General features: G+C 66.6%; 28 protein-coding genes and 1 pseudogene. 20 read left to right on the forward strand and 9 right to left on the reverse strand.

Annotated features, from left to right (window positions below):
• Nucleotides 1–31: 31 nt before the first annotated feature.
• On the reverse strand, nt 32–676 hold the full coding sequence (locus tag VA613_RS07090; protein WP_324781163.1) for a DUF1109 domain-containing protein: 645 nt from the start codon (nt 674–676) through the stop codon (nt 32–34).
• Nucleotides 673–1,236: a sigma-70 family RNA polymerase sigma factor gene (locus VA613_RS07095; RefSeq protein ID WP_324781164.1), complete on the reverse strand. Its 564-nt coding sequence runs from the start codon at nt 1,234–1,236 to the stop codon at nt 673–675. Before VA613_RS07095 ends, VA613_RS07090 begins: the two co-directional genes overlap by 4 nt.
• Before the next feature lie 181 nt (nt 1,237–1,417).
• Here VA613_RS07095 and VA613_RS07100 point away from each other — a divergent pair, with 181 nt between their 5' ends.
• The 5 genes from VA613_RS07100 to VA613_RS07120 all read left to right on the forward strand — a co-directional run bounded on the left by VA613_RS07100 (nt 1,418) and on the right by VA613_RS07120 (nt 5,407).
• Complete coding sequence (locus VA613_RS07100; RefSeq protein ID WP_324781165.1) at nt 1,418–2,086, forward strand: cytochrome b/b6 domain-containing protein; 669 nt, start codon at nt 1,418–1,420, stop codon at nt 2,084–2,086.
• Nucleotides 2,087–2,096: 10 nt separating this feature from the next.
• Complete coding sequence (locus VA613_RS07105; RefSeq protein WP_324781166.1) at nt 2,097–2,864, forward strand: molybdopterin-dependent oxidoreductase; 768 nt, start codon at nt 2,097–2,099, stop codon at nt 2,862–2,864.
• Between the two features lie 76 nt (nt 2,865–2,940).
• Nucleotides 2,941–3,192: a pentapeptide MXKDX repeat protein gene (locus VA613_RS07110; protein ID WP_324781167.1), complete on the forward strand. Its 252-nt coding sequence runs from the start codon at nt 2,941–2,943 to the stop codon at nt 3,190–3,192.
• Between the two features lie 93 nt (nt 3,193–3,285).
• The gene (gene msrA / locus VA613_RS07115; protein WP_324781168.1) at nt 3,286–3,963 is read left to right on the forward strand and encodes a peptide-methionine (S)-S-oxide reductase MsrA; all 678 of its coding nucleotides are present in this window, start codon (nt 3,286–3,288) and stop codon (nt 3,961–3,963) included.
• 265 nt (nt 3,964–4,228) lie between these two features.
• Complete coding sequence (locus VA613_RS07120; RefSeq protein WP_324781169.1) at nt 4,229–5,407, forward strand: MFS transporter; 1,179 nt, start codon at nt 4,229–4,231, stop codon at nt 5,405–5,407.
• 261 nt (nt 5,408–5,668) lie between these two features.
• On the opposite strand, the pseudogene VA613_RS14960 reads toward VA613_RS07120, so the two are convergent.
• A pseudogene (locus tag VA613_RS14960) lies at nt 5,669–6,277 on the reverse strand (phospholipase D-like domain-containing protein); the annotation flags it as partial.
• A gap of 68 nt (nt 6,278–6,345) precedes the next feature.
• Entirely contained in the window at nt 6,346–6,561 is a 216-nt protein-coding gene (locus VA613_RS07130) for a CsbD family protein (protein WP_324781157.1), read from the reverse strand.
• A 523-nt stretch (nt 6,562–7,084) separates the two neighbouring features.
• Here VA613_RS07130 and VA613_RS07135 point away from each other — a divergent pair.
• From VA613_RS07135 to VA613_RS07145, 3 genes are all read left to right on the forward strand, one after another.
• Nucleotides 7,085–7,243 (forward strand): DUF1328 family protein, encoded by a 159-nt coding sequence (locus tag VA613_RS07135; protein WP_324781158.1) that lies wholly within the window; start codon nt 7,085–7,087, stop codon nt 7,241–7,243.
• Between the two features lie 94 nt (nt 7,244–7,337).
• Complete coding sequence (locus tag VA613_RS07140) at nt 7,338–7,976, forward strand: response regulator transcription factor (RefSeq protein WP_324781159.1); 639 nt, start codon at nt 7,338–7,340, stop codon at nt 7,974–7,976.
• A 68-nt stretch (nt 7,977–8,044) separates the two neighbouring features.
• Nucleotides 8,045–8,467 carry a response regulator gene (locus VA613_RS07145; RefSeq protein WP_324781160.1) on the forward strand — a complete coding sequence of 141 codons (423 nt, stop codon included), beginning with the start codon at nt 8,045–8,047 and terminating at the stop codon, nt 8,465–8,467.
• Nucleotide 8,468: 1 nt separating this feature from the next.
• On the opposite strand, the gene VA613_RS07150 is transcribed toward VA613_RS07145, so the two are convergent.
• Nucleotides 8,469–9,854, reverse strand: coding sequence for a CHASE3 domain-containing protein (locus VA613_RS07150; protein ID WP_324781161.1), 1,386 nt, complete (start codon nt 9,852–9,854; stop codon nt 8,469–8,471).
• 337 nt (nt 9,855–10,191) lie between these two features.
• On the opposite strand from VA613_RS07150, the gene VA613_RS07155 reads away from it, so the two are divergent.
• Entirely contained in the window at nt 10,192–10,767 is a 576-nt protein-coding gene (locus VA613_RS07155) for a ferritin-like domain-containing protein (protein WP_324781162.1), read from the forward strand.
• A 196-nt stretch (nt 10,768–10,963) separates the two neighbouring features.
• On the opposite strand, the gene VA613_RS07160 is transcribed toward VA613_RS07155, so the two are convergent.
• Both VA613_RS07160 and VA613_RS07165 read right to left on the reverse strand, forming a co-directional pair.
• The gene (locus tag VA613_RS07160; RefSeq protein ID WP_324781163.1) at nt 10,964–11,608 is read right to left on the reverse strand and encodes a DUF1109 domain-containing protein; all 645 of its coding nucleotides are present in this window, start codon (nt 11,606–11,608) and stop codon (nt 10,964–10,966) included.
• Complete coding sequence (locus tag VA613_RS07165; RefSeq protein ID WP_324781164.1) at nt 11,605–12,168, reverse strand: sigma-70 family RNA polymerase sigma factor; 564 nt, start codon at nt 12,166–12,168, stop codon at nt 11,605–11,607. Before VA613_RS07165 ends, VA613_RS07160 begins: the two co-directional genes overlap by 4 nt.
• A gap of 181 nt (nt 12,169–12,349) precedes the next feature.
• Here VA613_RS07165 and VA613_RS07170 point away from each other — a divergent pair, with 181 nt between their 5' ends.
• The 6 genes from VA613_RS07170 to VA613_RS07195 all read left to right on the forward strand — a co-directional run bounded on the left by VA613_RS07170 (nt 12,350) and on the right by VA613_RS07195 (nt 18,115).
• Nucleotides 12,350–13,018, forward strand: a complete 669-nt coding sequence (locus VA613_RS07170; RefSeq protein ID WP_324781165.1) for a cytochrome b/b6 domain-containing protein — start codon at nt 12,350–12,352, stop codon at nt 13,016–13,018.
• 10 nt (nt 13,019–13,028) lie between these two features.
• Nucleotides 13,029–13,796: a molybdopterin-dependent oxidoreductase gene (locus tag VA613_RS07175; RefSeq protein WP_324781166.1), complete on the forward strand. Its 768-nt coding sequence runs from the start codon at nt 13,029–13,031 to the stop codon at nt 13,794–13,796.
• Nucleotides 13,797–13,872: 76 nt separating this feature from the next.
• Nucleotides 13,873–14,124: a pentapeptide MXKDX repeat protein gene (locus VA613_RS07180; RefSeq protein ID WP_324781167.1), complete on the forward strand. Its 252-nt coding sequence runs from the start codon at nt 13,873–13,875 to the stop codon at nt 14,122–14,124.
• A 93-nt stretch (nt 14,125–14,217) separates the two neighbouring features.
• Nucleotides 14,218–14,895, forward strand: a complete 678-nt coding sequence (gene msrA / locus VA613_RS07185) for a peptide-methionine (S)-S-oxide reductase MsrA (protein ID WP_324781168.1) — start codon at nt 14,218–14,220, stop codon at nt 14,893–14,895.
• A gap of 265 nt (nt 14,896–15,160) precedes the next feature.
• Nucleotides 15,161–16,339, forward strand: a complete 1,179-nt coding sequence (locus VA613_RS07190) for an MFS transporter (protein ID WP_324781169.1) — start codon at nt 15,161–15,163, stop codon at nt 16,337–16,339.
• Between the two features lie 654 nt (nt 16,340–16,993).
• Nucleotides 16,994–18,115, forward strand: coding sequence for a PEP-CTERM sorting domain-containing protein (locus VA613_RS07195; protein WP_324781171.1), 1,122 nt, complete (start codon nt 16,994–16,996; stop codon nt 18,113–18,115).
• 175 nt (nt 18,116–18,290) lie between these two features.
• On the opposite strand, the gene VA613_RS07200 is transcribed toward VA613_RS07195, so the two are convergent.
• Nucleotides 18,291–19,574, reverse strand: coding sequence for a sigma-54 interaction domain-containing protein (locus VA613_RS07200; RefSeq protein WP_324781172.1), 1,284 nt, complete (start codon nt 19,572–19,574; stop codon nt 18,291–18,293).
• A 174-nt stretch (nt 19,575–19,748) separates the two neighbouring features.
• On the opposite strand from VA613_RS07200, the gene cydP reads away from it, so the two are divergent.
• From cydP to VA613_RS07225, 5 genes are read left to right on the forward strand one after another with little or no spacing between them, the layout of a single operon-like run.
• On the forward strand, nt 19,749–19,964 hold the full coding sequence (gene cydP, locus VA613_RS07205; protein ID WP_324781173.1) for a cytochrome oxidase putative small subunit CydP: 216 nt from the start codon (nt 19,749–19,751) through the stop codon (nt 19,962–19,964).
• Complete coding sequence (locus tag VA613_RS07210) at nt 19,954–21,546, forward strand: cytochrome ubiquinol oxidase subunit I (protein WP_324781174.1); 1,593 nt, start codon at nt 19,954–19,956, stop codon at nt 21,544–21,546. The genes cydP and VA613_RS07210 overlap by 11 nt, the downstream gene beginning before the upstream one ends.
• Before the next feature lie 9 nt (nt 21,547–21,555).
• Nucleotides 21,556–22,692 (forward strand): cytochrome d ubiquinol oxidase subunit II, encoded by a 1,137-nt coding sequence (gene cydB, locus VA613_RS07215; RefSeq protein ID WP_324781175.1) that lies wholly within the window; start codon nt 21,556–21,558, stop codon nt 22,690–22,692.
• A gap of 11 nt (nt 22,693–22,703) precedes the next feature.
• On the forward strand, nt 22,704–22,841 hold the full coding sequence (gene cydX / locus VA613_RS07220) for a cytochrome bd-I oxidase subunit CydX (RefSeq protein WP_324781176.1): 138 nt from the start codon (nt 22,704–22,706) through the stop codon (nt 22,839–22,841).
• A gap of 19 nt (nt 22,842–22,860) precedes the next feature.
• Nucleotides 22,861–23,154 carry a cyd operon YbgE family protein gene (locus VA613_RS07225; protein ID WP_324781177.1) on the forward strand — a complete coding sequence of 98 codons (294 nt, stop codon included), beginning with the start codon at nt 22,861–22,863 and terminating at the stop codon, nt 23,152–23,154.
• Nucleotides 23,155–23,225: 71 nt separating this feature from the next.
• On the opposite strand, the gene VA613_RS07230 is transcribed toward VA613_RS07225, so the two are convergent.
• Nucleotides 23,226–25,337 carry an ATP-dependent helicase gene (locus VA613_RS07230; protein ID WP_324781178.1) on the reverse strand — a complete coding sequence of 704 codons (2,112 nt, stop codon included), beginning with the start codon at nt 25,335–25,337 and terminating at the stop codon, nt 23,226–23,228.
• Between the last annotated feature and the right edge of the window lie 35 nt (nt 25,338–25,372).

A 25,372-nucleotide genomic window follows, 5' to 3' on the forward strand; every position in this document is an offset into this window, starting at 1 on the left:
GCCGGCGCAGCCGGGGCCCTCCCCTTCCACGCTACCAGCGCAACGCGCGGCGCCCGACCAGGGCACCGGCGGCAGCGGGGATCAGCATGCCGAGCAGGTACCACGTGCCGATGAACGGCGCCGCCATCTCCGGACAATGCAGGCAGTAGACCAGCCCACCGACCGCGCCCGACAGAAGCCCTGCGGCGGCGCCTGCGAGCGGGAGGCGCGTCGGCGCGAGCTCGCGCATGGCCCACAGCGTCGCCGCGAACACCGGTGCCGACAGCATGGCGATGAGGAACGGACAGACGGCCCACGTCTCCCCGAGCACCAGATCCATCCGGGCTGCGGGTTCCGCGCGGGCCAGCACGACGGCCGCCAGCGCCCACATCGCAAGCACCGGCACGGCAAGCGCGACCCCCAGCCGGGCACCGATCCGCGCGCCCGGCTGCGACAGCCTCGCGACGGCGCGCAGGCTCGCCGCGGCAAGCGAAGCGACATAGGCGATCTTGGCCCAGAACATCGGCAGCCGGACCGCCTCGCCGAGGTCCGGGCGCACGCCGAGCAGGCCGAGCATCAGCGCGCCCGCCGCGACCGCACCCACGACAATGGCGGCGGCGTATCGGCGCGCCGCGACATGGCGCGGCACGGGCCCCTCCCCCCGCGCCAGCAGCAGAACGAGGTCGTCGGTCTTCATGCTTTTCTCCGAACCAAGGCGGCCAGCGCCTTCATGCCGCGGTGCACCCCGACCTTGACGGCCGACTCGGACATCCCCGTGAGCCGGGCCGCTTCGGCGACGGACAAGCCTTCCAGCTTCGTATGCACGATCGGCAGCCGCTGCCGGTCCGGCAACTGGTCGAGCAGCTTGCCGAGGTCCCGGCGCGCCTCGGCAGACTCGTTTTCGGGCGCGGCAAAGAAATCCGCCTCGTCATCGATCGGGTCCGTCAGCGCCTCGTGGCCCGCGCGCCGGCGCAGCAGATCGGCCAGCTTGTACTTCGCGATGGCATGCACCCAGGCGGTCAGCGGCCGGCTGGCGTCGTAGGTGTGGCGCACGTTGTGAATGGCGAGCAAGGTTTCCTGCACGAGATCTTCCACTTCTTCCGGCAAGCGGGTGAGGCGCCTTCGGAAATAGGCGCGCAGATGTCCGCTCAATTCCGCGAGGAAGGCGCGGTAGGCGTCGGCATCGCCTCCGAGGCCGCGCACCAGCAGGCCCTTGAGCCGGCCCTCGGTAGCGTTCATCTGCCCTTTGTCTGTCATTCGTCGTGTGGGGAAGCTTGGTTACAGGCGCGCCGGATCCGGCTGCCAGCCCGGGAACGCGAGGAATTGTGCCACGGCTTGTAACCGTCGGCCGGCTCGGCACGAACTAGCCCTCATGACGCCGCAACCGAACTGCCACCCGCCGATGCGGAGCCGCCTGCCGAACCGAGGAGCGATGGAAATGACATCCTGCAGATCCGCCCCGACCGCCACCCTGGCGGCGGACCCGCTGCCGAATCGACCGGGGACACCGCCGGCGGGCGACGGCCGCGCCATCCACCCGCGCTGGCTGCGCATCGCCCACTGGCTCAACACGCTTGCGGTGATCGTCATGGTGACGAGCGGCTGGCGCATCTACAACGCGTCGCCACTGTTCGGATTCAGCTTCGCCGAGGGGCTCACGCTCGGCGGCTGGCTTGCCGGCGCGCTGCAGTGGCACTTCGCCGCGATGTGGCTGCTGGGCGCGAACGGCCTCGCCTACCTGCTGCTCACCGCCGGCAGCGGTCGCTTGTGGCAACGCTTCCTTCCGGTGTCGCCGCGCGCCGTCCTGGACGACCTGCGCGACGCTTTGCACGGGCGCCTGTCGCATGCGGACCCCCGCCGCTACAACAGCCTGCAGCGCCTCGCTTACCTGTTCGTGATGCTCGACAGCGCGGTGCTGGTCGCGTCGGGCCTGGTGCTGTGGAAGTCCGTCCAGTTCCCGTTGCTGCGCGAACTGCTCGGCGGATACGAGACCGCGCGCTACGTGCATTTCTTCGCCATGACCGCACTGGCCGGCTTCGTCGTGGTTCACCTGGTCATGGTGGCGCTGGTGCCGCGCACCCTCCGCGCCATGACGCTTGGCCGCTGAGGAGACGCGCATGAGCAAGCGAATCATTCCGGTCGATGGCGATGCGCTGACGAAGGAGGCGCTCAGCCGGCTCGATCAGCCGGCCCGCCGTCTGTTTCTGCGGCGTGCCCTGACGCTCGGCGGACTCTCCCTGCTGAGTGGCTGCGCGATCACCGACGAGCCGAGCGCCGAGAAGGCGCTGGCGAAGATCTCGCGCTTCAACGACAGGGTCCAGGCGTGGCTGTTCGACCCCAACCGCCTCGCCCCCACCTATCCGGAATCCATGATCGCCCGGCCGTTTCCGTTCAACGCCTACTACGACGAGGCGCAGGTGCCGGACGTGGACGCCGGGCGCTTCCGGCTGGAAGTCAGCGGCCTGGTGGCCGACAGGCATGCCTGGAGCCTTCCGGAACTCCATGCGCTACCGCAGGCCGACCAGATCACGCGGCACATCTGCGTCGAAGGCTGGAGCGCGATCGGCCGATGGGGAGGCGTGCCCTTCTCGCTCTTCCTGCGCCGGGTGGGCGCGGACCTGACCGCGAAGTACGTCGGCTTCAAGTGCGCCGACGACTACTACACGAGCATCGACATGCCGACCGCGCTCCACCCGCAGACGCTGCTCGCACTGACCTTCGACGGGCAGACGCTGCCGCGTCGCTACGGCTTTCCGATGAAGCTGCGCATGCCGACCAAGCTGGGCTACAAGAATCCCAAGCACATCCAGGCGATCTTCGTCACCAATACCTACCCCGGGGGCTACTGGGAAGACCAGGGGTACAACTGGTTCGGCGGCAGCTGAGTTCGCCTCGGTTGCCCTGAAACATGGCATCTCTGCCAGATCTTCGTAAATCCACCTCAACCAAAAGGAGTTCACCATGAGCAAGATGATCGCCACCCTGATGTGCCTGGGCCTGTTCGCCGCCGGCGGCAGTGCCATCGCCGCCGACAGCATGGGCAGGGACGGCATGTCCCAGGGCACCATGGCCAAGGACGGCATGCAGAAGGACGGGATGGGCAAACCCGGCATGCAGAAGAAGGACATGAAGAAGAACGGCATGGCCAAGGAAACGATGGGCCACGACGCGATGTCCAAGGATTCGATGGGCAAGGACGGCATGAAGCCCTAGATCGCCGCTGGCCGGCCGCGTGCCTCCGCACGCAGCCGGCCGTCGTGATCCGGACCGCACGCATGCGGTCCGGCCGAATCAAGGAGACCGCTGATGAATCGATTGCTCACCGCGGTGGCCGTGCCGGCCCTCGTGCTCGCACTGGGCTGTTCGCGCGCCTCGACCGCCACCCCCCTGCCCGACCCCGCCGTCGACATTCCGCTGGCCGCGGCCTCCGGCAGCCGGACCGCCGTCCTTGCCGGCGGATGCTTCTGGGGCATGGAAGGCGTGTTCGAGCATGTCCGCGGCGTCACCCGCGTCGAATCCGGCTACGCCGGCGGCAGCGCGAACACCGCTACGTACGGCCAGGTCAGCAGCGGCCGCACCGGCCACGCCGAGTCGGTGCGCATCGCCTACGACCCGGCGCGCATCACGTATGGCCAGCTGCTGAAGGTGTTCTTCTCGGTCGCGCACGACCCGACCGAGCGGAACCGCCAGGGACCCGACACCGGCACGCAGTACCGCTCCGCCATTTTCTACACCGACGCCGCCCAGAAGCGGGTCGCCGACGATTACATCGCCCAGCTGCAGAAGGGCGATGCCTTCCCGCGCCCGATCGCGACGCAGGTCGCGCGCCTGCCCGCCTTCTATCCAGCCGAGGCCCACCACCAGCATTACCTGGTCGAGCACCCGGAGCAGCCCTACATCGTCATCAACGACCTGCCGAAAATCGCCGCGCTGAAGCGGCTGCTTCCCTCGCTGTACGTCGATCGCCCCGCCGGCATCCCCTGATCACCTTGGACGAGGCTGCCCCTCGCGGGCGGACAAGGGGAACGACGAAGCGCCGCGTGCGGCGCAACGCTGGGCTCGCGCAGCGGCACGCCTCGAAATATTCTGAGGAATGCATCACAAGCTGCTGAATCAACGCAGTTCCTGCAACCGCCGGCATTGGCCCTAGAATGGAAGGCTTCCCGGGAACCGACCCTTCATTTTCACTTGCCATCGATGCGCGGCTGCTTCGCCCCCTCCCGTTCACGTCCGCCCGACGTGGCCCGCCATGCTTGACGGATTGCGCGCCCTCCCGCGCACCGTGTGGCTGCTCGGACTGGTGAGCCTTTTCAACGACACCACCAGCGAGCTGGTCTACCCGCTGGTGCCCCTGTTTCTCGCCTCCGTGCTGATGGCCGGCCCAAGGGCACTCGGCATCATCGAGGGCATCGCCGAGGCGACGGCGAGCCTGCTCAAGCTCTTTTCGGGAATCCTCGTCGACCGGCACGGCCGCGCCAAGGGCTGGGTGCTCGCCGGCTACGGGCTTGCGGCACTGTCGCGTCCGCTGTTCTACGTCGCCGGCAGCTGGCCCGTCGTGCTCGCGCTGCGCTTCGCCGACCGCGTCGGCAAGGGCCTGCGCACCTCCCCGCGCGACGCCCTGCTCGCCGGCGCCGCCGGCGAATCGCGGCGCGGCCTCGCGTTCGGCGTGCACCGCGCGATGGACAACGCCGGCGCGGTGATCGGCCCGCTCATCGCCGCCTGGCTGCTGGCCGAAGGCATGGCGCTGCGCGAGGTGTTCCTGTGGGCGATCGTGCCGGGCATCGCGACGCTCGCGCTCGCCCTCGCGATCCGCGAGCCGGCCGCGCCGACGCCGCGACCGTGCGCGGCCTTCTCGTGGACGCTGGCCGGCTTCCCGCCGGCGTTCCGCCGCTATCTCGTCGTTCTCGCGCTGTTCACGCTCGGCAACTCGTCGAACATGTTCCTGCTGCTGCGCGCGAAGGAGCTCGGCCTTCCCGAATACCAGGTGCCCCTGCTGTGGGCGCTGACCTCGGCCGTCGCGATGATCTTCTCGACGCCGCTCTCGGCGCTGTCCGACCGCCTCGGGCGCACGCGCCTGATCCTGGGCGGCTGGATCGTCTACGGGCTGTTCTACCTCGGACTCGGCCTCGACCGCTTCCACCCGCTGCTGCTGTGGCCGCTGTTCGCCTGCTACGGCCTCTTCCTCGCCGCCACCGAAGGCGCCGAAAAGGCGCTCGTCGCCGACCTTGCGCCGTCGGACCGGCTCGGCACCGCCTACGGCTGGTTCAACCTCACCGCAGGCGTGATGCTGCTGCCCGCCTCGCTGCTCTTCGGCCTGATCTACCAGCAGGCCGGTGCGCCCGCTGCGTTCGCCTTTTCCGCGGGCTGCGCGCTGGCCGCGGCGGCCCTGCTGCCTGGCTGGGCGCTGCGGCGGTGGGGTGAGGCTTGAGACCAAGCGTGCTGAGTGCAGCCTTACGTTGCTTCCCGACGTCGGGGAAACGGCCACAAGCCAACCTCCCCACCGCCCAGATAGCAGTCGCTTGAATGTCTGGAACCCCTTCTCGGGCAGCCTCTCTTGTTTTTGTTTCTGGCCCGGCACCGCAGCCAGTCGAAACCGGTTCTCGGCATACTGGCCGTCAGGGTCGATCTGGAAATACATGTCACCGATGTTTCGCCCGCCGACCAGGGCGATCGCGTTGTCCGCAACGAACAGCTTGTTGTGCATGCGATAGTCCAGGCGGTCGGCATTGAACATGAACTCGAGGCCGCGGAAAAACCGCGCGGTCCCTCGGTAGCGGAAGGGGTTGTAATAGCGAATCTGGATGTTCGGGTGCGCCTCGAGCGCCGCGATCTGTTCGTCTCCATCCAGCGTTTCCCCATCATCGATCAGGAGACGGACGCGGACGCCGCGATCCGCGGCATGAAGGATGGCGTCGGTAAGCAGCTTGCCGGTCTGATCGGCATGGAAAGCGAAATACTGGAGATCCAGCGTGCGTTGCGCCGCCTGGATGATCTGCATGCGAATCAGGAACCCGTCCTCGCCTGCCGAGAGAATGTAAAAGCCCGATTGGCCCGGATGGGCATGCGCTGCGGCTGCGAAATGCCGGCCAAAGCGGGTTGCGTCAGGATGGCCGAATGCGGTCGAGGCCTGGCGCGGATAATCCGCACCCGGCGGCAAGCTGCTGCATGCCCCCAGCAAGGACAAGAGCGCCAGCATCGCCAGCCGCCGGCTGGCAGTCTGGGAAGGCAGGCGCAATGCGCGTGCCCGATACTCCGTCTCGATGCGGGTGCCCAATACGGCGCGCCTCGTGGTTTGCATCGTTGTCCTGGGCGGGCAAGCAGGAAAGTGCCCGGCGCATCGCCGGGCACTGCCGTCGCGTGGTGACCTTACTTGAACCAATCGTCGCTCGCCTTGCGTTCCCACGATGCGAGCTGGCGCTCGGCTTCATCCTTGGCGATGCCGTAGCGCTCCTCGAGCTTGCCGAGCAGCTGATCGCGGCGGCCATTGACGACATCGATGTCATTGTCGGTAAGCTCGCCCCACTGCGCCTTGACACGCCCCTTGAGCTGCTTCCAGCTGCCTTCGATACGTTCCCAGTTCATTTCCGTCTCCTAGAAAGATCATGGTTGACCGAGATGACAAGGCATCGCGGCCTTGTCCCCTTCTCGCCCGGCGCCATCGAGGCGCGAGGCCCGTCCGCCGATGCGATTACGGCGCAGGCGAAACGGCTCACGCCGCGAAGGCGCTCGCCTCGCCAGGCGGATGCCCGATGGCGATGGTTTGACTCTAGGTGAACGAGCGGGCAGTCCGTATCAGCCGATTCCCTCGGCCGGTGTAGGAATGCGCTGAGCCGCCGGCCGGCGGTCGCGGCGAGCCTGCACCATGCGCCTGCCGGCGGAAGCATGTAGGAATCGTCTGACACGCTATTGGGACTGGGCTTATATCGCGCGTCCGCTGGCCGACATACGCTTCATTGCAGGCTGTCGCTTGATGCGGCCGATCGTTGACGGATCGGCGGACACTGGCGGCCCACGGCTACGGGAAACGGACTCGCAGTCGCAACCGGTGGCCCGAGGCCTGGCAGGACAAGGCCTGGGTCAGCATAAACGGATAGGAGTGCTTATCATGCTGCACTACACACTGGTATTTTTCATTATCGCCATCATCGCCGCCGCACTGGGGTTTGGCGGCATCGCCGCGGGTGCCGCGGGGATTGCCAAGATCCTGTTCTTTGTCTTCCTGATCATGGCCTTGGTAAGCTTCGTCATGAGCCTGGGGCGATGAGCGACGACATGGGGAAGCGGATCGTTCGGGCAAGCGACGCTGTGCGGCCCGCGATCAGCCAGGATATCAACACCGATTTTTGCGAGAGGCAAAATTGCTGCACGTAGGGATAGTCGACGACCACCAGATCGTGCGTGCCGGCTTCCGGGAGCTGCTTGGCGACACGGCCGACATGCAGATCTGCCTTGAGGCAGCCGATGGCGACGAGGCACTGGAAAAGCTGCGCGCCACGGCTTGCGATGTATTGCTGCTGGATATTTCCCTGCCCGGCAAGAGCGGCGTGGATGTATTGCGCGCGGTGAGGCAGCGCTACCCCGACATGAGGGTCTTGATCCTCAGCGGGTTTCCCGAGGAAAGCTACGCGCTGGCCATGATACGCAATGGGGCAAACGGCTACCTGCACAAGGACTGCGACCAGGCCGAACTGCTGAAGGCGATACGCTCCGTGGCCAACGGACGCAAGTACGTCTCCGCCAATACGGCCGAATTGCTCGCGGACGAACTCAGCGGGAACCGGCCGGAAGCGCCGCATGCCGCATTGTCCGAGCGGGAACTCCAGGTGTTCCTGCGCCTGGCCAAGGGGCGGTCGGTTTCGGACATCGCCGAGCAATTGCACCTGAGCGTGAAAACCATCAGTACCTACCGATCGCGATTGATAGAAAAGCTGGAGGTGTCCAGCAATGCGGAACTTGCCGCTTATGCCATTCGGCACGGCCTGATCACGGATGAATGAGACATGGCTGGTGCGCTTGGGTCACGCGCAAACGAGTTGATACGATCCAACCGACAGGGGCCTGGACGATGACATGCAGTGAGCATCCGGACAATCTGAAAGTCCTCCTGATCGAAGACTCACCGCTGCTGCGGCAGGTGTTGAGCGGCATGATCGAGGATATCGACGGCGTCGAAATCTGCGGTTATGCCGAGGACGAGCAGCATGCCCTGGACATTCTCGAAACGCAGCCCATCGATCTTGCCATTGTCGACATCGAGCTCAAGCAGGGAAGCGGCATCGGCGTGCTCAAGACCCTGGGCGCCAATCCGGAACGCTACGGCACGCCGCATACCGTCATCCTGTCGAACCATTCGCACCCCGCCATGCGCAAGCGTTGCGAGAGCCTGGGCATCGACGCCTTCTTCGACAAGTCGCTTCAGATGAATCAGTTGATCGGCTACGTCCAGGACGCCGTTGCGAGGCGCAGCAACCCCTCCCCTGCCCCCTGATTCAGCCCGGCATCGGCGCCTCGACTTCGATGCAGGTCCCGACGCCGGGGCTCGACGTGATTGTCAGCTTGCCTGCCAGCATGTGCGCACGATGCTGCATGCCCGCCAGACCATGCCGGGCGAGTTGAGGCGAGGACGGGTCGAATCCCACGCCATCGTCCTTCACGCGCAGCCGGATCGTCCTGCCGGCCACGCCCAGCGAGAGGTCGACGCGCTTGGCGCGGGCGTATTTCCGGATATTCGTGAGGGATTCCTGCACGATGCGGAACAAGGCCAGCGATACGTGCTCCGGCAAATCGAGGTCGCCCTCGTGCAGGTCGGTATGAACCTCGATTTCGTCGCACCGGGCCACCTCGTCCGCCATGACCTGCAAGGCGGCGACCAGGCCCAGCTCATACAGCAGCGCAGGGCGCAAGTCGTTGGTGATGCGGCGCTTCAGGGCGATGCCGCTCCCCAGCGTGTCCTGGAGTCGAGTCAATCGTTCCGCCAGCCGTTGCTTCAGGTCTTCGGGCAGCTTGCGCTCGAGCCAGTTCGCTTCAAGCTTGGCGGCCGTCAACAGAGCGCCCAACTCATCGTGCAACTCCCGGGCAAGACGAAATCGTTCCGCTTCCTGCGCATTGGTCAGATAGGTCGCGAGCTCCTTCAATTGCCGCGTGCGGGTATCGACCTGCGCTTCCAGGCTCTCTCTTTCTTCGTGCAGCATCCGGGTGATCTGGTCGCGCAGCCTTTGCTCCCGCAATGATGCAAAGAACAAGGTTACGAGCAGGGCCAGCGACATGGCGGACAGGCCGACCGTCACGGTGCCGCTCTGCCGGTACAGCGCCATGGAGCGGTCGATCGATTTCTGGCCGCTCTGGCTTGACCGAATTCTCAGTATCTCAACCTGCTTGCGGAAGGCATCCATGGTCTCCTTGCCCTCCTGGATCAGCTGCGGATTGGCCGCGCCCTTCAGATCGACAAAGGCCCCGACTTCCTGCAGCAAGGTAATTTCCCGCCGAGCCAGCTTGACGAGCTGGTCGGCGGCCTGGTTATCGCCCCGCTGGCTTTCGCTGCCCTGCTTCACTTGTTCCATCAGCAACGGCAGCTTCGCCATGGCGGACCGATACGGGACGAGATAACTCTTGTCGCCGGTGAGCTGATAACCGCGTATGCCCGTCTCGGCATCCACTATCAGCCTCAGCAATTCGTCGATGCGCTGAATCCGCTGATCGTATTGCGCCAGGTGATTGAGCGCATGCAGTCCCAGCGAGAACTGCAGGTAGCTGATGACCAGCATGCCGATGATGGCCGCGCTGCCAATCGCCAGAAAGACGTGCGGCCAATGCCGCGGGCGCAAGAGGCTGAACCGGGAAAACGTGCGCGTTAAGTAATCTTTCCCTGAAGCCATCGGAAACTCCGCAAAAGACCCCCTGAAAGCACACGAAGGAATCGTCCGACAAATCTATCCGCCTGGCCTGACAGACCGGATCGGGGCGGGGCTCTACCATGAGTACGACTCGACGCAACGCAAGCTTCGGCGTCCGGCAAGTCATGCACCAAACGGCTGGCTGCGGGAATACGGCGCGACGCGTGTCGATTATAGCCAAGCCGTTTTGGCGCGGGCGCGCATGTCCGGGCATTGCGCGGCGCCGTCGCAAGCCGATTCCGGCGACCGCCGACAGGCGTCTCGCTCATTGGCGGATCGCCGGACGGAATGTATGCGCTCGATCACACAGGAGATACATATGACTGCTACCGCCACAGGACGAAAATCCAGCCGCCGCAAGGACGCCGTCGACCCATCCGACTTCCTGACCGACGTGAAGACACTGCGCGAACGTGCACGCAGGCACATCGCAGAGGGGGCCGTGACGACCGACTACCGGCTGGATCCGGTCGTCGCGGTCAGGCTCCTGAACGACGCACTTGCGACCGAGCTGATTTGCACGCTACGCTACCGTCAGCACGCGTTCGTCGCCAAGGGCATCAATTCGGAGCCCATCGCCCAGGAATTCCTGGCGCACTCCAACGAGGAGCTGGCGCATGCGGATCAGATTGCCAGGCGCATCGTCCAGCTCGGCGGCTCGCCCGACATGCAGCCCGGGGACCTGACCGACAAGAGCCACGCCGAATATGTGACCTGCGACACGCTGAAGGAGATGATCCGCGAGAACCTGGTGGCCGAGCGGATCGCCATCGAAAGCTATCGCGAACTGGTGAGCTTCTTCGGTGACCGCGACCCAACGACCCGCGTCATGCTGGAGGGCATCCTGGCGATGGAAGAGCAGCACGCGGACGAATTGTCGGATCTTCTGGATTGATGCGTGCGCGGATCCTTCCGCTGATCTCTTGCGCATGAAGGAGTCGATGCCCTTGCCGGGTCCGCACGACGTGCTCCTCGTTTCGGGTGACGCCGACGACCCTCTCCGTGCTCGACCATTCCAAGGGTTGCGGCCACGCCGATCTCGTCACCTGCCAGATGCCGCGCCGGCGCAGCCGGGGCCCTCCCCTTCCACGCTACCAGCGCAACGCGCGGCGCCCGACCAGGGCACCGGCGGCAGCGGGGATCAGCATGCCGAGCAGGTACCACGTGCCGATGAACGGCGCCGCCATCTCCGGACAATGCAGGCAGTAGACCAGCCCACCGACCGCGCCCGACAGAAGCCCTGCGGCGGCGCCTGCGAGCGGGAGGCGCGTCGGCGCGAGCTCGCGCATGGCCCACAGCGTCGCCGCGAACACCGGTGCCGACAGCATGGCGATGAGGAACGGACAGACGGCCCACGTCTCCCCGAGCACCAGATCCATCCGGGCTGCGGGTTCCGCGCGGGCCAGCACGACGGCCGCCAGCGCCCACATCGCAAGCACCGGCACGGCAAGCGCGACCCCCAGCCGGGCACCGATCCGCGCGCCCGGCTGCGACAGCCTCGCGACGGCGCGCAGGCTCGCCGCGGCAAGCGAAGCGACATAGGCGATCTTGGCCCAGAACATCGGCAGCCGGACCGCCTCGCCGAGGTCCGGGCGCACGCCGAGCAGGCCGAGCATCAGCGCGCCCGCCGCGACCGCACCCACGACAATGGCGGCGGCGTATCGGCGCGCCGCGACATGGCGCGGCACGGGCCCCTCCCCCCGCGCCAGCAGCAGAACGAGGTCGTCGGTCTTCATGCTTTTCTCCGAACCAAGGCGGCCAGCGCCTTCATGCCGCGGTGCACCCCGACCTTGACGGCCGACTCGGACATCCCCGTGAGCCGGGCCGCTTCGGCGACGGACAAGCCTTCCAGCTTCGTATGCACGATCGGCAGCCGCTGCCGGTCCGGCAACTGGTCGAGCAGCTTGCCGAGGTCCCGGCGCGCCTCGGCAGACTCGTTTTCGGGCGCGGCAAAGAAATCCGCCTCGTCATCGATCGGGTCCGTCAGCGCCTCGTGGCCCGCGCGCCGGCGCAGCAGATCGGCCAGCTTGTACTTCGCGATGGCATGCACCCAGGCGGTCAGCGGCCGGCTGGCGTCGTAGGTGTGGCGCACGTTGTGAATGGCGAGCAAGGTTTCCTGCACGAGATCTTCCACTTCTTCCGGCAAGCGGGTGAGGCGCCTTCGGAAATAGGCGCGCAGATGTCCGCTCAATTCCGCGAGGAAGGCGCGGTAGGCGTCGGCATCGCCTCCGAGGCCGCGCACCAGCAGGCCCTTGAGCCGGCCCTCGGTAGCGTTCATCTGCCCTTTGTCTGTCATTCGTCGTGTGGGGAAGCTTGGTTACAGGCGCGCCGGATCCGGCTGCCAGCCCGGGAACGCGAGGAATTGTGCCACGGCTTGTAACCGTCGGCCGGCTCGGCACGAACTAGCCCTCATGACGCCGCAACCGAACTGCCACCCGCCGATGCGGAGCCGCCTGCCGAACCGAGGAGCGATGGAAATGACATCCTGCAGATCCGCCCCGACCGCCACCCTGGCGGCGGACCCGCTGCCGAATCGACCGGGGACACCGCCGGCGGGCGACGGCCGCGCCATCCACCCGCGCTGGCTGCGCATCGCCCACTGGCTCAACACGCTTGCGGTGATCGTCATGGTGACGAGCGGCTGGCGCATCTACAACGCGTCGCCACTGTTCGGATTCAGCTTCGCCGAGGGGCTCACGCTCGGCGGCTGGCTTGCCGGCGCGCTGCAGTGGCACTTCGCCGCGATGTGGCTGCTGGGCGCGAACGGCCTCGCCTACCTGCTGCTCACCGCCGGCAGCGGTCGCTTGTGGCAACGCTTCCTTCCGGTGTCGCCGCGCGCCGTCCTGGACGACCTGCGCGACGCTTTGCACGGGCGCCTGTCGCATGCGGACCCCCGCCGCTACAACAGCCTGCAGCGCCTCGCTTACCTGTTCGTGATGCTCGACAGCGCGGTGCTGGTCGCGTCGGGCCTGGTGCTGTGGAAGTCCGTCCAGTTCCCGTTGCTGCGCGAACTGCTCGGCGGATACGAGACCGCGCGCTACGTGCATTTCTTCGCCATGACCGCACTGGCCGGCTTCGTCGTGGTTCACCTGGTCATGGTGGCGCTGGTGCCGCGCACCCTCCGCGCCATGACGCTTGGCCGCTGAGGAGACGCGCATGAGCAAGCGAATCATTCCGGTCGATGGCGATGCGCTGACGAAGGAGGCGCTCAGCCGGCTCGATCAGCCGGCCCGCCGTCTGTTTCTGCGGCGTGCCCTGACGCTCGGCGGACTCTCCCTGCTGAGTGGCTGCGCGATCACCGACGAGCCGAGCGCCGAGAAGGCGCTGGCGAAGATCTCGCGCTTCAACGACAGGGTCCAGGCGTGGCTGTTCGACCCCAACCGCCTCGCCCCCACCTATCCGGAATCCATGATCGCCCGGCCGTTTCCGTTCAACGCCTACTACGACGAGGCGCAGGTGCCGGACGTGGACGCCGGGCGCTTCCGGCTGGAAGTCAGCGGCCTGGTGGCCGACAGGCATGCCTGGAGCCTTCCGGAACTCCATGCGCTACCGCAGGCCGACCAGATCACGCGGCACATCTGCGTCGAAGGCTGGAGCGCGATCGGCCGATGGGGAGGCGTGCCCTTCTCGCTCTTCCTGCGCCGGGTGGGCGCGGACCTGACCGCGAAGTACGTCGGCTTCAAGTGCGCCGACGACTACTACACGAGCATCGACATGCCGACCGCGCTCCACCCGCAGACGCTGCTCGCACTGACCTTCGACGGGCAGACGCTGCCGCGTCGCTACGGCTTTCCGATGAAGCTGCGCATGCCGACCAAGCTGGGCTACAAGAATCCCAAGCACATCCAGGCGATCTTCGTCACCAATACCTACCCCGGGGGCTACTGGGAAGACCAGGGGTACAACTGGTTCGGCGGCAGCTGAGTTCGCCTCGGTTGCCCTGAAACATGGCATCTCTGCCAGATCTTCGTAAATCCACCTCAACCAAAAGGAGTTCACCATGAGCAAGATGATCGCCACCCTGATGTGCCTGGGCCTGTTCGCCGCCGGCGGCAGTGCCATCGCCGCCGACAGCATGGGCAGGGACGGCATGTCCCAGGGCACCATGGCCAAGGACGGCATGCAGAAGGACGGGATGGGCAAACCCGGCATGCAGAAGAAGGACATGAAGAAGAACGGCATGGCCAAGGAAACGATGGGCCACGACGCGATGTCCAAGGATTCGATGGGCAAGGACGGCATGAAGCCCTAGATCGCCGCTGGCCGGCCGCGTGCCTCCGCACGCAGCCGGCCGTCGTGATCCGGACCGCACGCATGCGGTCCGGCCGAATCAAGGAGACCGCTGATGAATCGATTGCTCACCGCGGTGGCCGTGCCGGCCCTCGTGCTCGCACTGGGCTGTTCGCGCGCCTCGACCGCCACCCCCCTGCCCGACCCCGCCGTCGACATTCCGCTGGCCGCGGCCTCCGGCAGCCGGACCGCCGTCCTTGCCGGCGGATGCTTCTGGGGCATGGAAGGCGTGTTCGAGCATGTCCGCGGCGTCACCCGCGTCGAATCCGGCTACGCCGGCGGCAGCGCGAACACCGCTACGTACGGCCAGGTCAGCAGCGGCCGCACCGGCCACGCCGAGTCGGTGCGCATCGCCTACGACCCGGCGCGCATCACGTATGGCCAGCTGCTGAAGGTGTTCTTCTCGGTCGCGCACGACCCGACCGAGCGGAACCGCCAGGGACCCGACACCGGCACGCAGTACCGCTCCGCCATTTTCTACACCGACGCCGCCCAGAAGCGGGTCGCCGACGATTACATCGCCCAGCTGCAGAAGGGCGATGCCTTCCCGCGCCCGATCGCGACGCAGGTCGCGCGCCTGCCCGCCTTCTATCCAGCCGAGGCCCACCACCAGCATTACCTGGTCGAGCACCCGGAGCAGCCCTACATCGTCATCAACGACCTGCCGAAAATCGCCGCGCTGAAGCGGCTGCTTCCCTCGCTGTACGTCGATCGCCCCGCCGGCATCCCCTGATCACCTTGGACGAGGCTGCCCCTCGCGGGCGGACAAGGGGAACGACGAAGCGCCGCGTGCGGCGCAACGCTGGGCTCGCGCAGCGGCACGCCTCGAAATATTCTGAGGAATGCATCACAAGCTGCTGAATCAACGCAGTTCCTGCAACCGCCGGCATTGGCCCTAGAATGGAAGGCTTCCCGGGAACCGACCCTTCATTTTCACTTGCCATCGATGCGCGGCTGCTTCGCCCCCTCCCGTTCACGTCCGCCCGACGTGGCCCGCCATGCTTGACGGATTGCGCGCCCTCCCGCGCACCGTGTGGCTGCTCGGACTGGTGAGCCTTTTCAACGACACCACCAGCGAGCTGGTCTACCCGCTGGTGCCCCTGTTTCTCGCCTCCGTGCTGATGGCCGGCCCAAGGGCACTCGGCATCATCGAGGGCATCGCCGAGGCGACGGCGAGCCTGCTCAAGCTCTTTTCGGGAATCCTCGTCGACCGGCACGGCCGCGCCAAGGGCTGGGTGCTCGCCGGCTACGGGCTTGCGGCACTGTCGCGTCCGCTGTTCTACGTCGCCGGCAGCTGGCCCGTCGTGCTCGCGCTGCGCTTCGCCGACCGCGTCGGCAAGGGCCTGCGCACCTCCCCGCGCGACGCCCTGCTCGCCGGCGCCGCCGGCGAATCGCGGCGCGGCCTCGCGTTCGGCGTGCACCGCGCGATGGACAACGCCGGCGCGGTGATCGGCCCGCTCATCGCCGCCTGGCTGCTGGCCGAAGGCATGGCGCTGCGCGAGGTGTTCCTGTGGGCGATCGTGCCGGGCATCGCGACGCTCGCGCTCGCCCTCGCGATCCGCGAGCCGGCCGCGCCGACGCCGCGACCGTGCGCGGCCTTCTCGTGGACGCTGGCCGGCTTCCCGCCGGCGTTCCGCCGCTATCTCGTCGTTCTCGCGCTGTTCACGCTCGGCAACTCGTCGAACATGTTCCTGCTGCTGCGCGCGAAGGAGCTCGGCCTTCCCGAATACCAGGTGCCCCTGCTGTGGGCGCTGACCTCGGCCGTCGCGATGATCTTCTCGACGCCGCTCTCGGCGCTGTCCGACCGCCTCGGGCGCACGCGCCTGATCCTGGGCGGCTGGATCGTCTACGGGCTGTTCTACCTCGGACTCGGCCTCGACCGCTTCCACCCGCTGCTGCTGTGGCCGCTGTTCGCCTGCTACGGCCTCTTCCTCGCCGCCACCGAAGGCGCCGAAAAGGCGCTCGTCGCCGACCTTGCGCCGTCGGACCGGCTCGGCACCGCCTACGGCTGGTTCAACCTCACCGCAGGCGTGATGCTGCTGCCCGCCTCGCTGCTCTTCGGCCTGATCTACCAGCAGGCCGGTGCGCCCGCTGCGTTCGCCTTTTCCGCGGGCTGCGCGCTGGCCGCGGCGGCCCTGCTGCCTGGCTGGGCGCTGCGGCGGTGGGGTGAGGCTTGAGACCAAGCGTGCTGAGTGCAGCCTTACGTTGCTTCCCGACGTCGGGGAAACGGCCACAAGCCAACCTCCCCACCGCCCAGATAGCAGTCGCTTGAATGTCTGGAACCCCTTCTCGGGCAGCCTCTCTTGTTTTTGTTTCTGGCCCGGCACCGCAGCCAGTCGAACCGGTTCTTGTCGGAAAACTTTACAAGCGGTCAGGCCCGCCTGAAAGCAAGCTTTTGATTATTTATAGGAAGGTTCCCGCGGCATGAAAACTGCTTTGCCAAACGAAGCGAATGAAGTCTGCATATTTAGCAAACAAAGCCGACCCATTCGTTCCGAGCATGCAGAGATTTGATAACCAAAATAACTGACAACAAAACTATCAAGACCGTACAACGGCGCATGAAATCAGAGCATATCTGATCACAGCAGTAGGAGGTTGTACATGGAAATTCGGCACACCCCATTGGACGGCAACGCCTACCCCTTGCAGGACTTAGTGTCCACATTGTTCCCTCTTTCTTGTCTTTCCCTTGTCATTCGACGGACAACAAATCGCGTCCACTCGGCCCGGTTCATTCGGCCGTAGCTATCAGATTCAAGCATGATGTTTTCGGATGAGCCGTAAGCGTTCTGCACAACACGTAACAATACCAATTGGAGGAACCAAACATGACTCGCCACACGCTGTACGCCAGCCTGCTGCTGGCATTCGGCTTGATTGCTTCTACCACGGCCCATGCGCTGTCCTATACAGCGCAGGACCTCGGCGCGTTGAATGTAACGTTTCCCTATAGTTATGCTTTAGGCATTAACGCCAGCGGACAGGTGGTGGGTACTTCCACTGCGCCTTCCCTTAACAACCATGCCTTCATCACGGGCGCCAACGGCGTGGGCATGACCGACCTCGGCACGCTGGGGGGATCGAGTAGTGTTGCCATTGGCATCAACTCCAGCGGACAGGTGGTGGGGACTTCGGATTTCTCTGGCGGTGGACAACATGCCTTCATCACGGGCGCCAACGGCGTGGGCATGACCGACCTCGGCACGCTGGGGGGAACGAAAAGCCGGGCCAATGGCATCAACACCAGCGGCCAGGTTGCGGGATATTCTCTAATCAGTGGCGGCTATACACATGCCTTCATCACCGGAGCCAACGGCGTGGGCATGACCGACCTCGGCACGCTGGGGGGGACGTATAGCGAAGCCGCTGGTATCAACGACAACGGCCAGGTGGTGGGGACTGCCACGACCACGGGCGATGCGGCTCAGCATGCCTTCATCACGGGTGCCAACGGCGTGGGCAAGACCGATCTAGGGACGCTGGGGGGAACGAGTAGCGTTGCCACTGGCATCAACGCCAGCGGCCAAGTGGCGGGGTTTGCGCAAACATCGGGCAATACTGCTTGGCGTGCCTTCGTCACCGGCGCCAACGGGGTGGGCATGGGCGACCTCGGCTCGCTGGGGGGAACGGAAAGCTATGCCTTCGGCATCAACGCCAGCGGCCAGGTGGTAGGTTATTCCACACTCTTGGGTAATTCCGTTCAACATGCCTTCTTGTATGACAGTGGCGCCCTGTTCGATCTCAACAGCCTGGTGACACTCGCAGACGGGGTCTATTTAATGGAAGCAAAGGGCATCAACGATTCCGGACAAATCATTGCCTACAGCAATGAAGGTCGTGCCTATCTATTGACCGTGGCCGTTCCCGAACCCGGCAGCTATGCCTTGATGTTGTCGGGGCTGGGGCTAGTCGGGTATGTGGTGCGCAGAAAGAAACTGAACGCTGCGTGATTGCAGCACACACCCTGCAACCCCGCTTCGGCGGGGTTTGTTATTTCTGGCGTCTGCTTTGAAGTTTATTGCCGACGCCTCTAAAGCGCGTGCGGGAAGGACTGCTGTGGGTCGATAGCCGCCCTCCACCGCCAACACGGCGCCGGGACCGACGACGGTCCCATTTTTTCCGCTCCTACCCGGCCAGCTTCCGATACAAGGTTCGCTCGCTGATGCCCAGTTGCCGGGCCAGCGATTTGCGGTCGCCGCCGTGCTGCGCCAGCGCCCACTGCAGGTAGCGGCGCTCGGCGACGTCGAGCGGCACGATGCCGTCGACGCCTGGCATGCCGTTCGTGGCGTCGCCCGCGAGCTCGCGCGGAAAATGCTCCGGCAGCAGCGTGTCGCCATCGGCCATCAGCAGCGCGCGCTCGAGGAGATTGCGAAGTTCGCGGATATTGCCGGGATAGTCCCAGGCGAGCAGGTTCGACTTCGCGGCCTCGCTCAGGGCGCGCGGCCGCCCCGGCGACAGCCGCGCGAGCAGGGTTTCGGCCAGCAGCACGATGTCGTCGCGCCGCTCGCGCAGCGCGGGCAGGGGGATCGGGAACACGCTCAGCCGGTAATAGAGGTCGCGGCGGAACGCGCCCGCCTCGACCATGGCCTTGAGGTCGCGATGGGTCGCCGCGATGAGGCGGAAATCGCTGCGCATCGTGTCGACGCCGCCGACCCGGCGGAAGGTGCCGGTCTCGAGCAGGCGCAAGAGCTTGACCTGCATCGCAAGCGGAATGTCGCCGACCTCGTCGAGGAACAGCGTGCCGCCCGACGCCGCTTCGACCAGGCCAGGCTTGCGCTGGGTGGCGCCGGTGAACGCGCCCTTCTCGTAGCCGAACAGCTCGCTCTCGAACAGCGTTTCGGTGAGGCCCGAGCATTCGACGACGACGAAGGGGCCCTGCCCGCGCCCGCTCTGCTGGTGGATCGCCTGCGCGACCAGTTCCTTGCCGGTGCCCGATTCGCCGAGCAGCAGCGCGGTGGTGGGCGCGGGTGCCACGCGCCGCACCAGTTCGAGCATGCGGTTGAACGCCGGCGACTTGCCGACCAGTCCGCTTTCGGCGGGAAAGCTGCTCGCCTCGCGCACCGTCAGCATGCGCTCGACGAAGTATTCGATCCGGCCGGATGCGCCCGTGATCGGGGTCAGTTCGACGTCGACATGTTCCTCGCCGCGCGGCGTGTGGTGCAGGTGCAGCACGCGGCGCGGTTCGCCGCTCGCCCGGCTGGCCGACAGCGGGCACGACTCGCCGCACTCGTCGCATGGCTGCCGGTAGCCGTGCGACACGGCATAGCAGAACTGCCCGACGACGTCGCGGCCGCCGGCGTAATGGCGGCGGTAGGCGGCGTTGGCGGCGACGATCCGGTAATCCGCCCCCATCACGATCTGCGCATCGGGATGCTCCTCGAGAAAACTGATCAGTTCGTTCAGCGGCATTGGGGCGGGCCTGTCATATTTGACAGCTCACCTTAGCGCGTTTTGCCAGTTTTGGCATATCTGTGGGCCTGCAGCCCTGGCCTCCATGGACTATCCTGTTGAAATCACTGGACAACTTTGTCCGCCACGCGGGGCCCGGAGCTGGCACGGGCCTTGCGGACGTCCGGAGTGCACATGAAGAAGCCCCTGCCTGCCTTCCTGCGACATCCGCTCGCCCGCGAAATCGGGCTGGCGCTCCTTGTCAAACTGATCCTGATCGCCGCGATCTTCTACGCCTTCTTCGGCGGCCCCGCCGTGCCGACCGACGCCGACAGCGTCGCCGCGCGCCTGGTTGGGCCGGAAGTCGCCGCCCCCTCATCGTCCACCTCCGGGAGTGACCATGCCCACTGAAGAACTCGTCGACCTCTCGCGGCTGCAATTCGCGGTCACCGCGCTGTATCACTTCCTGTTCGTGCCGCTGACGCTGGGGCTGGCCTTCATCCTGGTGATCATGGAACTGACCTACGTCATCACCGACCGCCCCGTCTACAAGGATATGGTGCGCTTCTGGGGCAAGCTGTTCGGCATCAACTTCGCGCTCGGGGTGACCACCGGCATCACCATGGAATTCCAGTTCGGCACCAACTGGGCCTACTACTCGCACTACGTCGGCGACATCTTCGGCGCGCCGCTGGCGATCGAGGGGCTGATGGCCTTCTTCCTCGAGTCGACCTTCATCGGCCTGTTCTTCTTCGGCTGGGACCGCCTCAACAAGTGGCAGCACCTGATGGTGACGATCCTGATGGCGGTCGGCTCCAACCTCTCGGCGCTGTGGATCCTGATCGCCAACGGCTGGATGCAGAACCCGGTCGGCGCGACCTTCTCGTGGGTCACGATGCGCATGGAGATGAGCGACTTCTGGTCGATCATCTTCAACCCGGTGGCGCAGGCCAAGTTCGTGCACACGGTCTCGGCCGGCTACGTCACCGCCTCGCTGTTCGTGCTCGGCATTTCCAGCTGGTACCTGCTGAAGGGCCGCGACATCGAGTTCGCGCGCCGCTCGTTCCGCATCGCCGCGGGCTTCGGCTTCGCTTCCGCGCTGTCGGTCATCGTGCTGGGCGACGAATCGGGCTACACCGTCGGCGAGGCGCAGCAGACCAAGATGGCGGCAATCGAGGCGGTGTGGGAGACCGAGCCGGCGCCGGCCGCCTTCACCGTGTTCGCGCTGCCCAACCAGCAGGCCGAGCGCAACGACTACCAGCTGCAGATTCCCTACGTGCTGGGCCTGATCGGCACCCGCTCGATCAGCCAGACGCTGCCCGGCATCAAGGAGATCAAGGAACGCAACCGCGAGCGCATCGAGGACGGCATCAAGGCCGTGGTCGCGCTGGAACGGCTGCGCCGGAACCATGACGACGCGGACGCCCGCGCCACGTTCGAGGCGCATCAGGGCGACCTCGGCTTCGGGCTGCTGCTGAAGAAATACACCGCCGACGTCGCGCAGGCCACGCCCGAGATGATCCAGCAGGCCGTCGACGACACCATCCCGCGCGTCGCGCCCCTGTTCTGGAGCTTCCGCTTCATGGTGGCGCTCGGCTTCCTCTTCCTCGCACTGTTCACGCTCGCGCTGTTCTACTCGGTCAAGGGAAGCTTCCTCGAGAAGAAATGGCTGCTGCGCTGGGCGATGTGGTTCATCCCCATGCCGTGGATCGCCGCCGAGCTCGGCTGGGTGGTCGCCGAGTACGGCCGCCAGCCCTGGACGATCTACGGCGTGCTGCCCACGCAGATATCGGTGTCGAACCTCACGCCCGCCAGCATCTACGGCTCGCTCGCCGGCTTCGTCGGCTTCTACACCCTGCTGCTGATCGTCGAAATGGTTCTGATGATCAAGTACGCGCGCCAGGGCCCGTCCAGCCTCGGCACCGGCAAGTACCACGGCGAGAAGGCGGGCGGCGGCGCCGTGCCCGCAGGCGCACCGGCACAGCAGATCTAAGGAGCTGACATGGACTACGAAACCCTCAAACTGATCTGGTGGCTGCTCATCGGCGTGCTGCTCGTCGGCTTCGCCGTCATGGACGGCCACGACATGGGCATGGGTGTGCTGCTGCCCTTCGTCGGCAGGAACGACCTCGAACGGCGCGCCCTGATCAACACCGTCGCGCCGCACTGGGACGGCAACCAGGTCTGGTTCATCACCGCCGGCGGCGCGATCTTCGCGGCCTGGCCGCTGGTCTACGCGACCGCGTTCTCCGGCTTCTACTGGGCGATGATGGCCGCGCTGTGGGCGCTGTTCTTCCGCCCGGTCGGCTTCGACTACCGCTCGAAGATCCAGAACGCGGCCTGGCGCAGCACCTGGGACTGGGGGCTGTTCATCGGCGGCGCGGTGCCGCCGATCATCTTCGGCGTCGCCTTCGGCAACCTGCTGCAGGGCGTGCCCTTCCATTTCAACGACTACCTGATGTCGACCTACACCGGCAGCTTCTGGGCGCTGCTCAACCCGTTCGCCCTGCTGGCGGGCGTGGTGAGCCTGGCGATGATCACCACCCAGGGCGCGAACTACCTGATGATGCGCACCGAGGGCAACCTCTACCGCCGCGTGCGTGGCGCCAGCCAGGTCTTCGCCGCGCTGACCATCGTCACCTTCGCGCTCGCCGGGGTGTGGGTCGCGAAGGGCATCGACGGCTACGTCATCACCAGCGCGGTCGACCCCAACGCGCTGCCGGACCCGCTGGCCAAGACGGTGGAAATCGCGACCGGCGCCTGGATGCGCAACTATGCGCAACACGGCTGGGCGATGTGGGTTCCCGTCGTCGCCTTTGCCGCGCTCGCGGCCAGCCTGGCGTTCGCGCGCCTCAACAAGGCCGGCGCCGCATTCTGGTCGTCGTCGTTGGCATGCGCCGGCATCATCGGCACCGCCGGCGTGTCGATGTTCCCCTTCGTCATGCCGTCGTCGAGCGACCCGCGCTCGAGCCTGACGGTGTACGACGCGGTGTCCTCGCATCTCACCCTCGGCCTGATGCTCGGCGCCACCGTGATCTTCATGCCGCTGATCATCTTCTACACCGCGTGGGCCTACAAGGTGATGTGGGGCAAGGTCACCACCGAATACATCGCCGCCAACGACAAGTCGGTCTACTGAAAGGAACCGCCATGTGGTATTTCGCCTGGATCCTCGGTGTCACCATGGCCGTGCTGCTGGCCTCGATCAACGCGATGATGTGCGATGCCCGCGAATGCCCGCCCGACGCCGCACGCGACGCCCCCAGGGACGATGCGCGCCGGGGTTGAGCCGCTCGCGGCCCCGTCCGTGCCGAAGCAGCCTGTGCTCGAACGCGGCTGGGCGCGCGCAATTTCGCTTGGCTGCGCGCTCGCGCTGATGCTCCTCGTCACGCTGTTCCCGCGCGGGCTGACCGCCGCGGACGGCGCCCCTGCCGGCCACGGCCTGCTCATGCTGATCATGTGGGGCCTGTCGGCGGGATTCGTCCACGGCGTCGGCTTCGTCCCCCGCAACCCCGCGCTGCGCCTCGTGCTCGGCCCGCTCGCCGCGTGGCTCGGGATGGGCGCCGGCTTCGCCGTCTATGTGCGGCATCTGCTGGGATAAGCGCGCGTCACGTGCAGTGATCCATCCTCTCGCGCGCCATCCGCGCGTGCGTCAATCATCCCCCCGCGCGCTCAGTTCCACATCGCCTTCATCTTCGACAGCACCTCGACGACCTCGGGCGGCGGCGGGCTCGCCGCAGGCGCGGCGGGCGCCTCCGGCCACGCGCGGCTGTCGAACAGCGCCGCCATGCCGGGCGGAATGAAGCGCGTGCGCCCCGCATAGACGTGGCGGTCGCCGTAGCCCGTCTGCTGCGTGACGTAGAAGCGCTGCGGCACCACGATCTGCAGGTGGTCCTTGGCGCGCGTCATCGCGACGTACAGCAGGCGCCGCTCCTCCTCGATCTCCTGCGGCGTGCCGGTCGCCAGGTCGGACGGGATGCAGCCGTCGACCGCGTTCAGCAGCGTCACCGCCTTCCACTCCTGCCCCTTGGCCGAATGGATCGTCGACAGGATCAGGTAGTCCTCGTCGCGCAGCGGTACCCCGGCCTCGTCGCTGGTAGCGTCGGGCGGGTCGAGCGTGAGCTCGGTGAGGAAACGCTGGCGCGACGGATAGGTGCGTGCGATCTGCGCGAGCTGGGCGAGGTCGCCCTCGCGCACGGCGGCGTCCTCGTACAGGCGTTCGAGGTGCGCGCCATACCAGCCCGCGATCGTCTCGAATTCGGCCGGCCACGGCACCTCGCGCCCGTGCAGCGCCTCGACCAGCGCGAGGAAATCCTGCCATGCCGGCGCCGCCGCCGCGGGCACGCGCGCCTCGCGCAGTGCCATCGCCACGTCCTGCACCGAGGCGACCTGGTCGAGCACCTGCGCCGCGGTCTTCGGCCCGACGCCGGACATCAGCTGCAGCATGCGGAAGCCGGCGACGCGGTCGCGCGGATTCTCGATCCAGCGCAGCACCGCGAGCACGTCCTTGACGTGCGCGGCCTCGAGGAACTTGAGCCCGCCGAATTTCACGAAGGGAATGTTGCGCCGGACGAGCTCGATCTCCATCGCCGCGCTGTGGTGCGCGGCGCGGAACAGCACCGCCTGCTGCTTCAGCGCGATGCCGGTTTCGCGCCGCGCCAGCACCTGCTCGACCACGAAGGCCGCCTGGTCCGCCTCGTCGCGCACGCTGACGAGCTGCGGCCGCTCGGCGGATTCGCGCTCGCTCCACAGCGCCTTGACGTAGCCCTCGGTGGCGCGCGCGATCACGCCGTTGGCGGCGGCGAGGATCGGCTGCGTCGAACGGTAGTTGCGCTCGAGCGTGACGATGCGCGCGGGCGGCGCGAACTGCCCGGGGAAGTCGAGGATGTTGCGCACCGTCGCGCCGCGGAACGCGTAGATCGACTGCGCGTCGTCGCCGACCACGGTCACGCCGGCGCCGTCGGGCTTCAGCGCGCGCACGATGCTCGCCTGCAGCGCGTTGGTGTCCTGGTACTCGTCGACCAGGACGTGGCGGAAGCGCGCGCCGATTTCGGCCGCCAGCGCCGGCGCCTCGACCATGTGCGACCAGTAGAGCAGCAGGTCGTCGTAGTCGAGCACGTGCTGCGCCTGCTTCGCCTCGACGTAGGCGCGGAACAGGCGCTTGAGCTCGTCCTCGAAGTCGGCGCACCACGGATAGCGCTGCGCGAGCACGTCGGCGAGCGGCGCCAGCGTGTTGACCGCCGCCGAGTAGATCGCGAGGCAGGTCTGCTTGCGCGGAAAGCGCTTGCCGGTGTCGGCGAGCCCGAGTTCGTGCCGCACCAGGTTCATCAGGTCGGCCGAGTCCTCGCGGTCGTGGATCGTGAACGCGGGGTCGAGCCCGATGCGCGGCGCGTATTCGCGCAGCAGGCGCGCGCCGATGCTGTGGAAGGTGCCGGCCCACGCGAGCTCCGCGCCGGCCAGCTGCGGCCGGCCGGCGGCGACCTGGCGCACGATGCGCTCGACGCGCCGCGCCATCTCGTCGGCCGCGCGGCGCGAGAAGGTGAGCAGCAGGATGTGGCCGGGATCGGCGCCTCTGGCGACGAGGTGCGCGACGCGGTGCGCCAGCACGTTGGTCTTGCCCGAGCCCGCGCCGGCGATCACGAGCAAGGGGCCGGGAACGGCGCCCGCGCCCACGCCCACGCCGTGCTCGACGGCGGCGCGCTGCTCGGGGTTGAGACGGGTCAAATAGGCGTGCGGGTCGGCGTCGGATCCGACGCCGGGAACGGGGTCTGCTACGGTCTGCATGCTGTATTTTTATACAGCATCGAGGCGAGGGCAAG

The organism is Thiobacillus sp. SCUT-2 (genome assembly GCF_035621355.1).
Classification (GTDB): Bacteria; Pseudomonadota; Gammaproteobacteria; order Burkholderiales; family Thiobacillaceae; genus Thiobacillus; species Thiobacillus sedimenti.

What these genes read in the sequence shown, in the direction of transcription:
- VA613_RS07090 (WP_324781163.1), bottom strand. Translation starts at nt 676, where the DNA reads ATGAAGACCGACGACCTCGTTCTGCTGCTGGCGCGGGGGGAGGGGCCC.
- VA613_RS07095 (WP_324781164.1), bottom strand. Translation starts at nt 1,236, where the DNA reads ATGACAGACAAAGGGCAGATGAACGCTACCGAGGGCCGGCTCAAGGGC.
- VA613_RS07100 (WP_324781165.1), top strand. Translation starts at nt 1,418, where the DNA reads ATGACATCCTGCAGATCCGCCCCGACCGCCACCCTGGCGGCGGACCCG.
- VA613_RS07105 (WP_324781166.1), top strand. Translation starts at nt 2,097, where the DNA reads ATGAGCAAGCGAATCATTCCGGTCGATGGCGATGCGCTGACGAAGGAG.
- VA613_RS07110 (WP_324781167.1), top strand. Translation starts at nt 2,941, where the DNA reads ATGAGCAAGATGATCGCCACCCTGATGTGCCTGGGCCTGTTCGCCGCC.
- msrA (WP_324781168.1), top strand. Translation starts at nt 3,286, where the DNA reads ATGAATCGATTGCTCACCGCGGTGGCCGTGCCGGCCCTCGTGCTCGCA.
- VA613_RS07120 (WP_324781169.1), top strand. Translation starts at nt 4,229, where the DNA reads ATGCTTGACGGATTGCGCGCCCTCCCGCGCACCGTGTGGCTGCTCGGA.
- VA613_RS07130 (WP_324781157.1), bottom strand. Translation starts at nt 6,561, where the DNA reads ATGAACTGGGAACGTATCGAAGGCAGCTGGAAGCAGCTCAAGGGGCGT.
- VA613_RS07135 (WP_324781158.1), top strand. Translation starts at nt 7,085, where the DNA reads ATGCTGCACTACACACTGGTATTTTTCATTATCGCCATCATCGCCGCC.
- VA613_RS07145 (WP_324781160.1), top strand. Translation starts at nt 8,045, where the DNA reads ATGACATGCAGTGAGCATCCGGACAATCTGAAAGTCCTCCTGATCGAA.
- VA613_RS07150 (WP_324781161.1), bottom strand. Translation starts at nt 9,854, where the DNA reads ATGGCTTCAGGGAAAGATTACTTAACGCGCACGTTTTCCCGGTTCAGC.
- VA613_RS07155 (WP_324781162.1), top strand. Translation starts at nt 10,192, where the DNA reads ATGACTGCTACCGCCACAGGACGAAAATCCAGCCGCCGCAAGGACGCC.
- VA613_RS07160 (WP_324781163.1), bottom strand. Translation starts at nt 11,608, where the DNA reads ATGAAGACCGACGACCTCGTTCTGCTGCTGGCGCGGGGGGAGGGGCCC.
- VA613_RS07165 (WP_324781164.1), bottom strand. Translation starts at nt 12,168, where the DNA reads ATGACAGACAAAGGGCAGATGAACGCTACCGAGGGCCGGCTCAAGGGC.
- VA613_RS07170 (WP_324781165.1), top strand. Translation starts at nt 12,350, where the DNA reads ATGACATCCTGCAGATCCGCCCCGACCGCCACCCTGGCGGCGGACCCG.
- VA613_RS07175 (WP_324781166.1), top strand. Translation starts at nt 13,029, where the DNA reads ATGAGCAAGCGAATCATTCCGGTCGATGGCGATGCGCTGACGAAGGAG.
- VA613_RS07180 (WP_324781167.1), top strand. Translation starts at nt 13,873, where the DNA reads ATGAGCAAGATGATCGCCACCCTGATGTGCCTGGGCCTGTTCGCCGCC.
- msrA (WP_324781168.1), top strand. Translation starts at nt 14,218, where the DNA reads ATGAATCGATTGCTCACCGCGGTGGCCGTGCCGGCCCTCGTGCTCGCA.
- VA613_RS07190 (WP_324781169.1), top strand. Translation starts at nt 15,161, where the DNA reads ATGCTTGACGGATTGCGCGCCCTCCCGCGCACCGTGTGGCTGCTCGGA.
- VA613_RS07195 (WP_324781171.1), top strand. Translation starts at nt 16,994, where the DNA reads ATGACTCGCCACACGCTGTACGCCAGCCTGCTGCTGGCATTCGGCTTG.
- VA613_RS07200 (WP_324781172.1), bottom strand. Translation starts at nt 19,574, where the DNA reads ATGCCGCTGAACGAACTGATCAGTTTTCTCGAGGAGCATCCCGATGCG.
- cydP (WP_324781173.1), top strand. Translation starts at nt 19,749, where the DNA reads ATGAAGAAGCCCCTGCCTGCCTTCCTGCGACATCCGCTCGCCCGCGAA.
- VA613_RS07210 (WP_324781174.1), top strand. Translation starts at nt 19,954, where the DNA reads ATGCCCACTGAAGAACTCGTCGACCTCTCGCGGCTGCAATTCGCGGTC.
- cydB (WP_324781175.1), top strand. Translation starts at nt 21,556, where the DNA reads ATGGACTACGAAACCCTCAAACTGATCTGGTGGCTGCTCATCGGCGTG.
- cydX (WP_324781176.1), top strand. Translation starts at nt 22,704, where the DNA reads ATGTGGTATTTCGCCTGGATCCTCGGTGTCACCATGGCCGTGCTGCTG.
- VA613_RS07230 (WP_324781178.1), bottom strand. Translation starts at nt 25,337, where the DNA reads ATGCAGACCGTAGCAGACCCCGTTCCCGGCGTCGGATCCGACGCCGAC.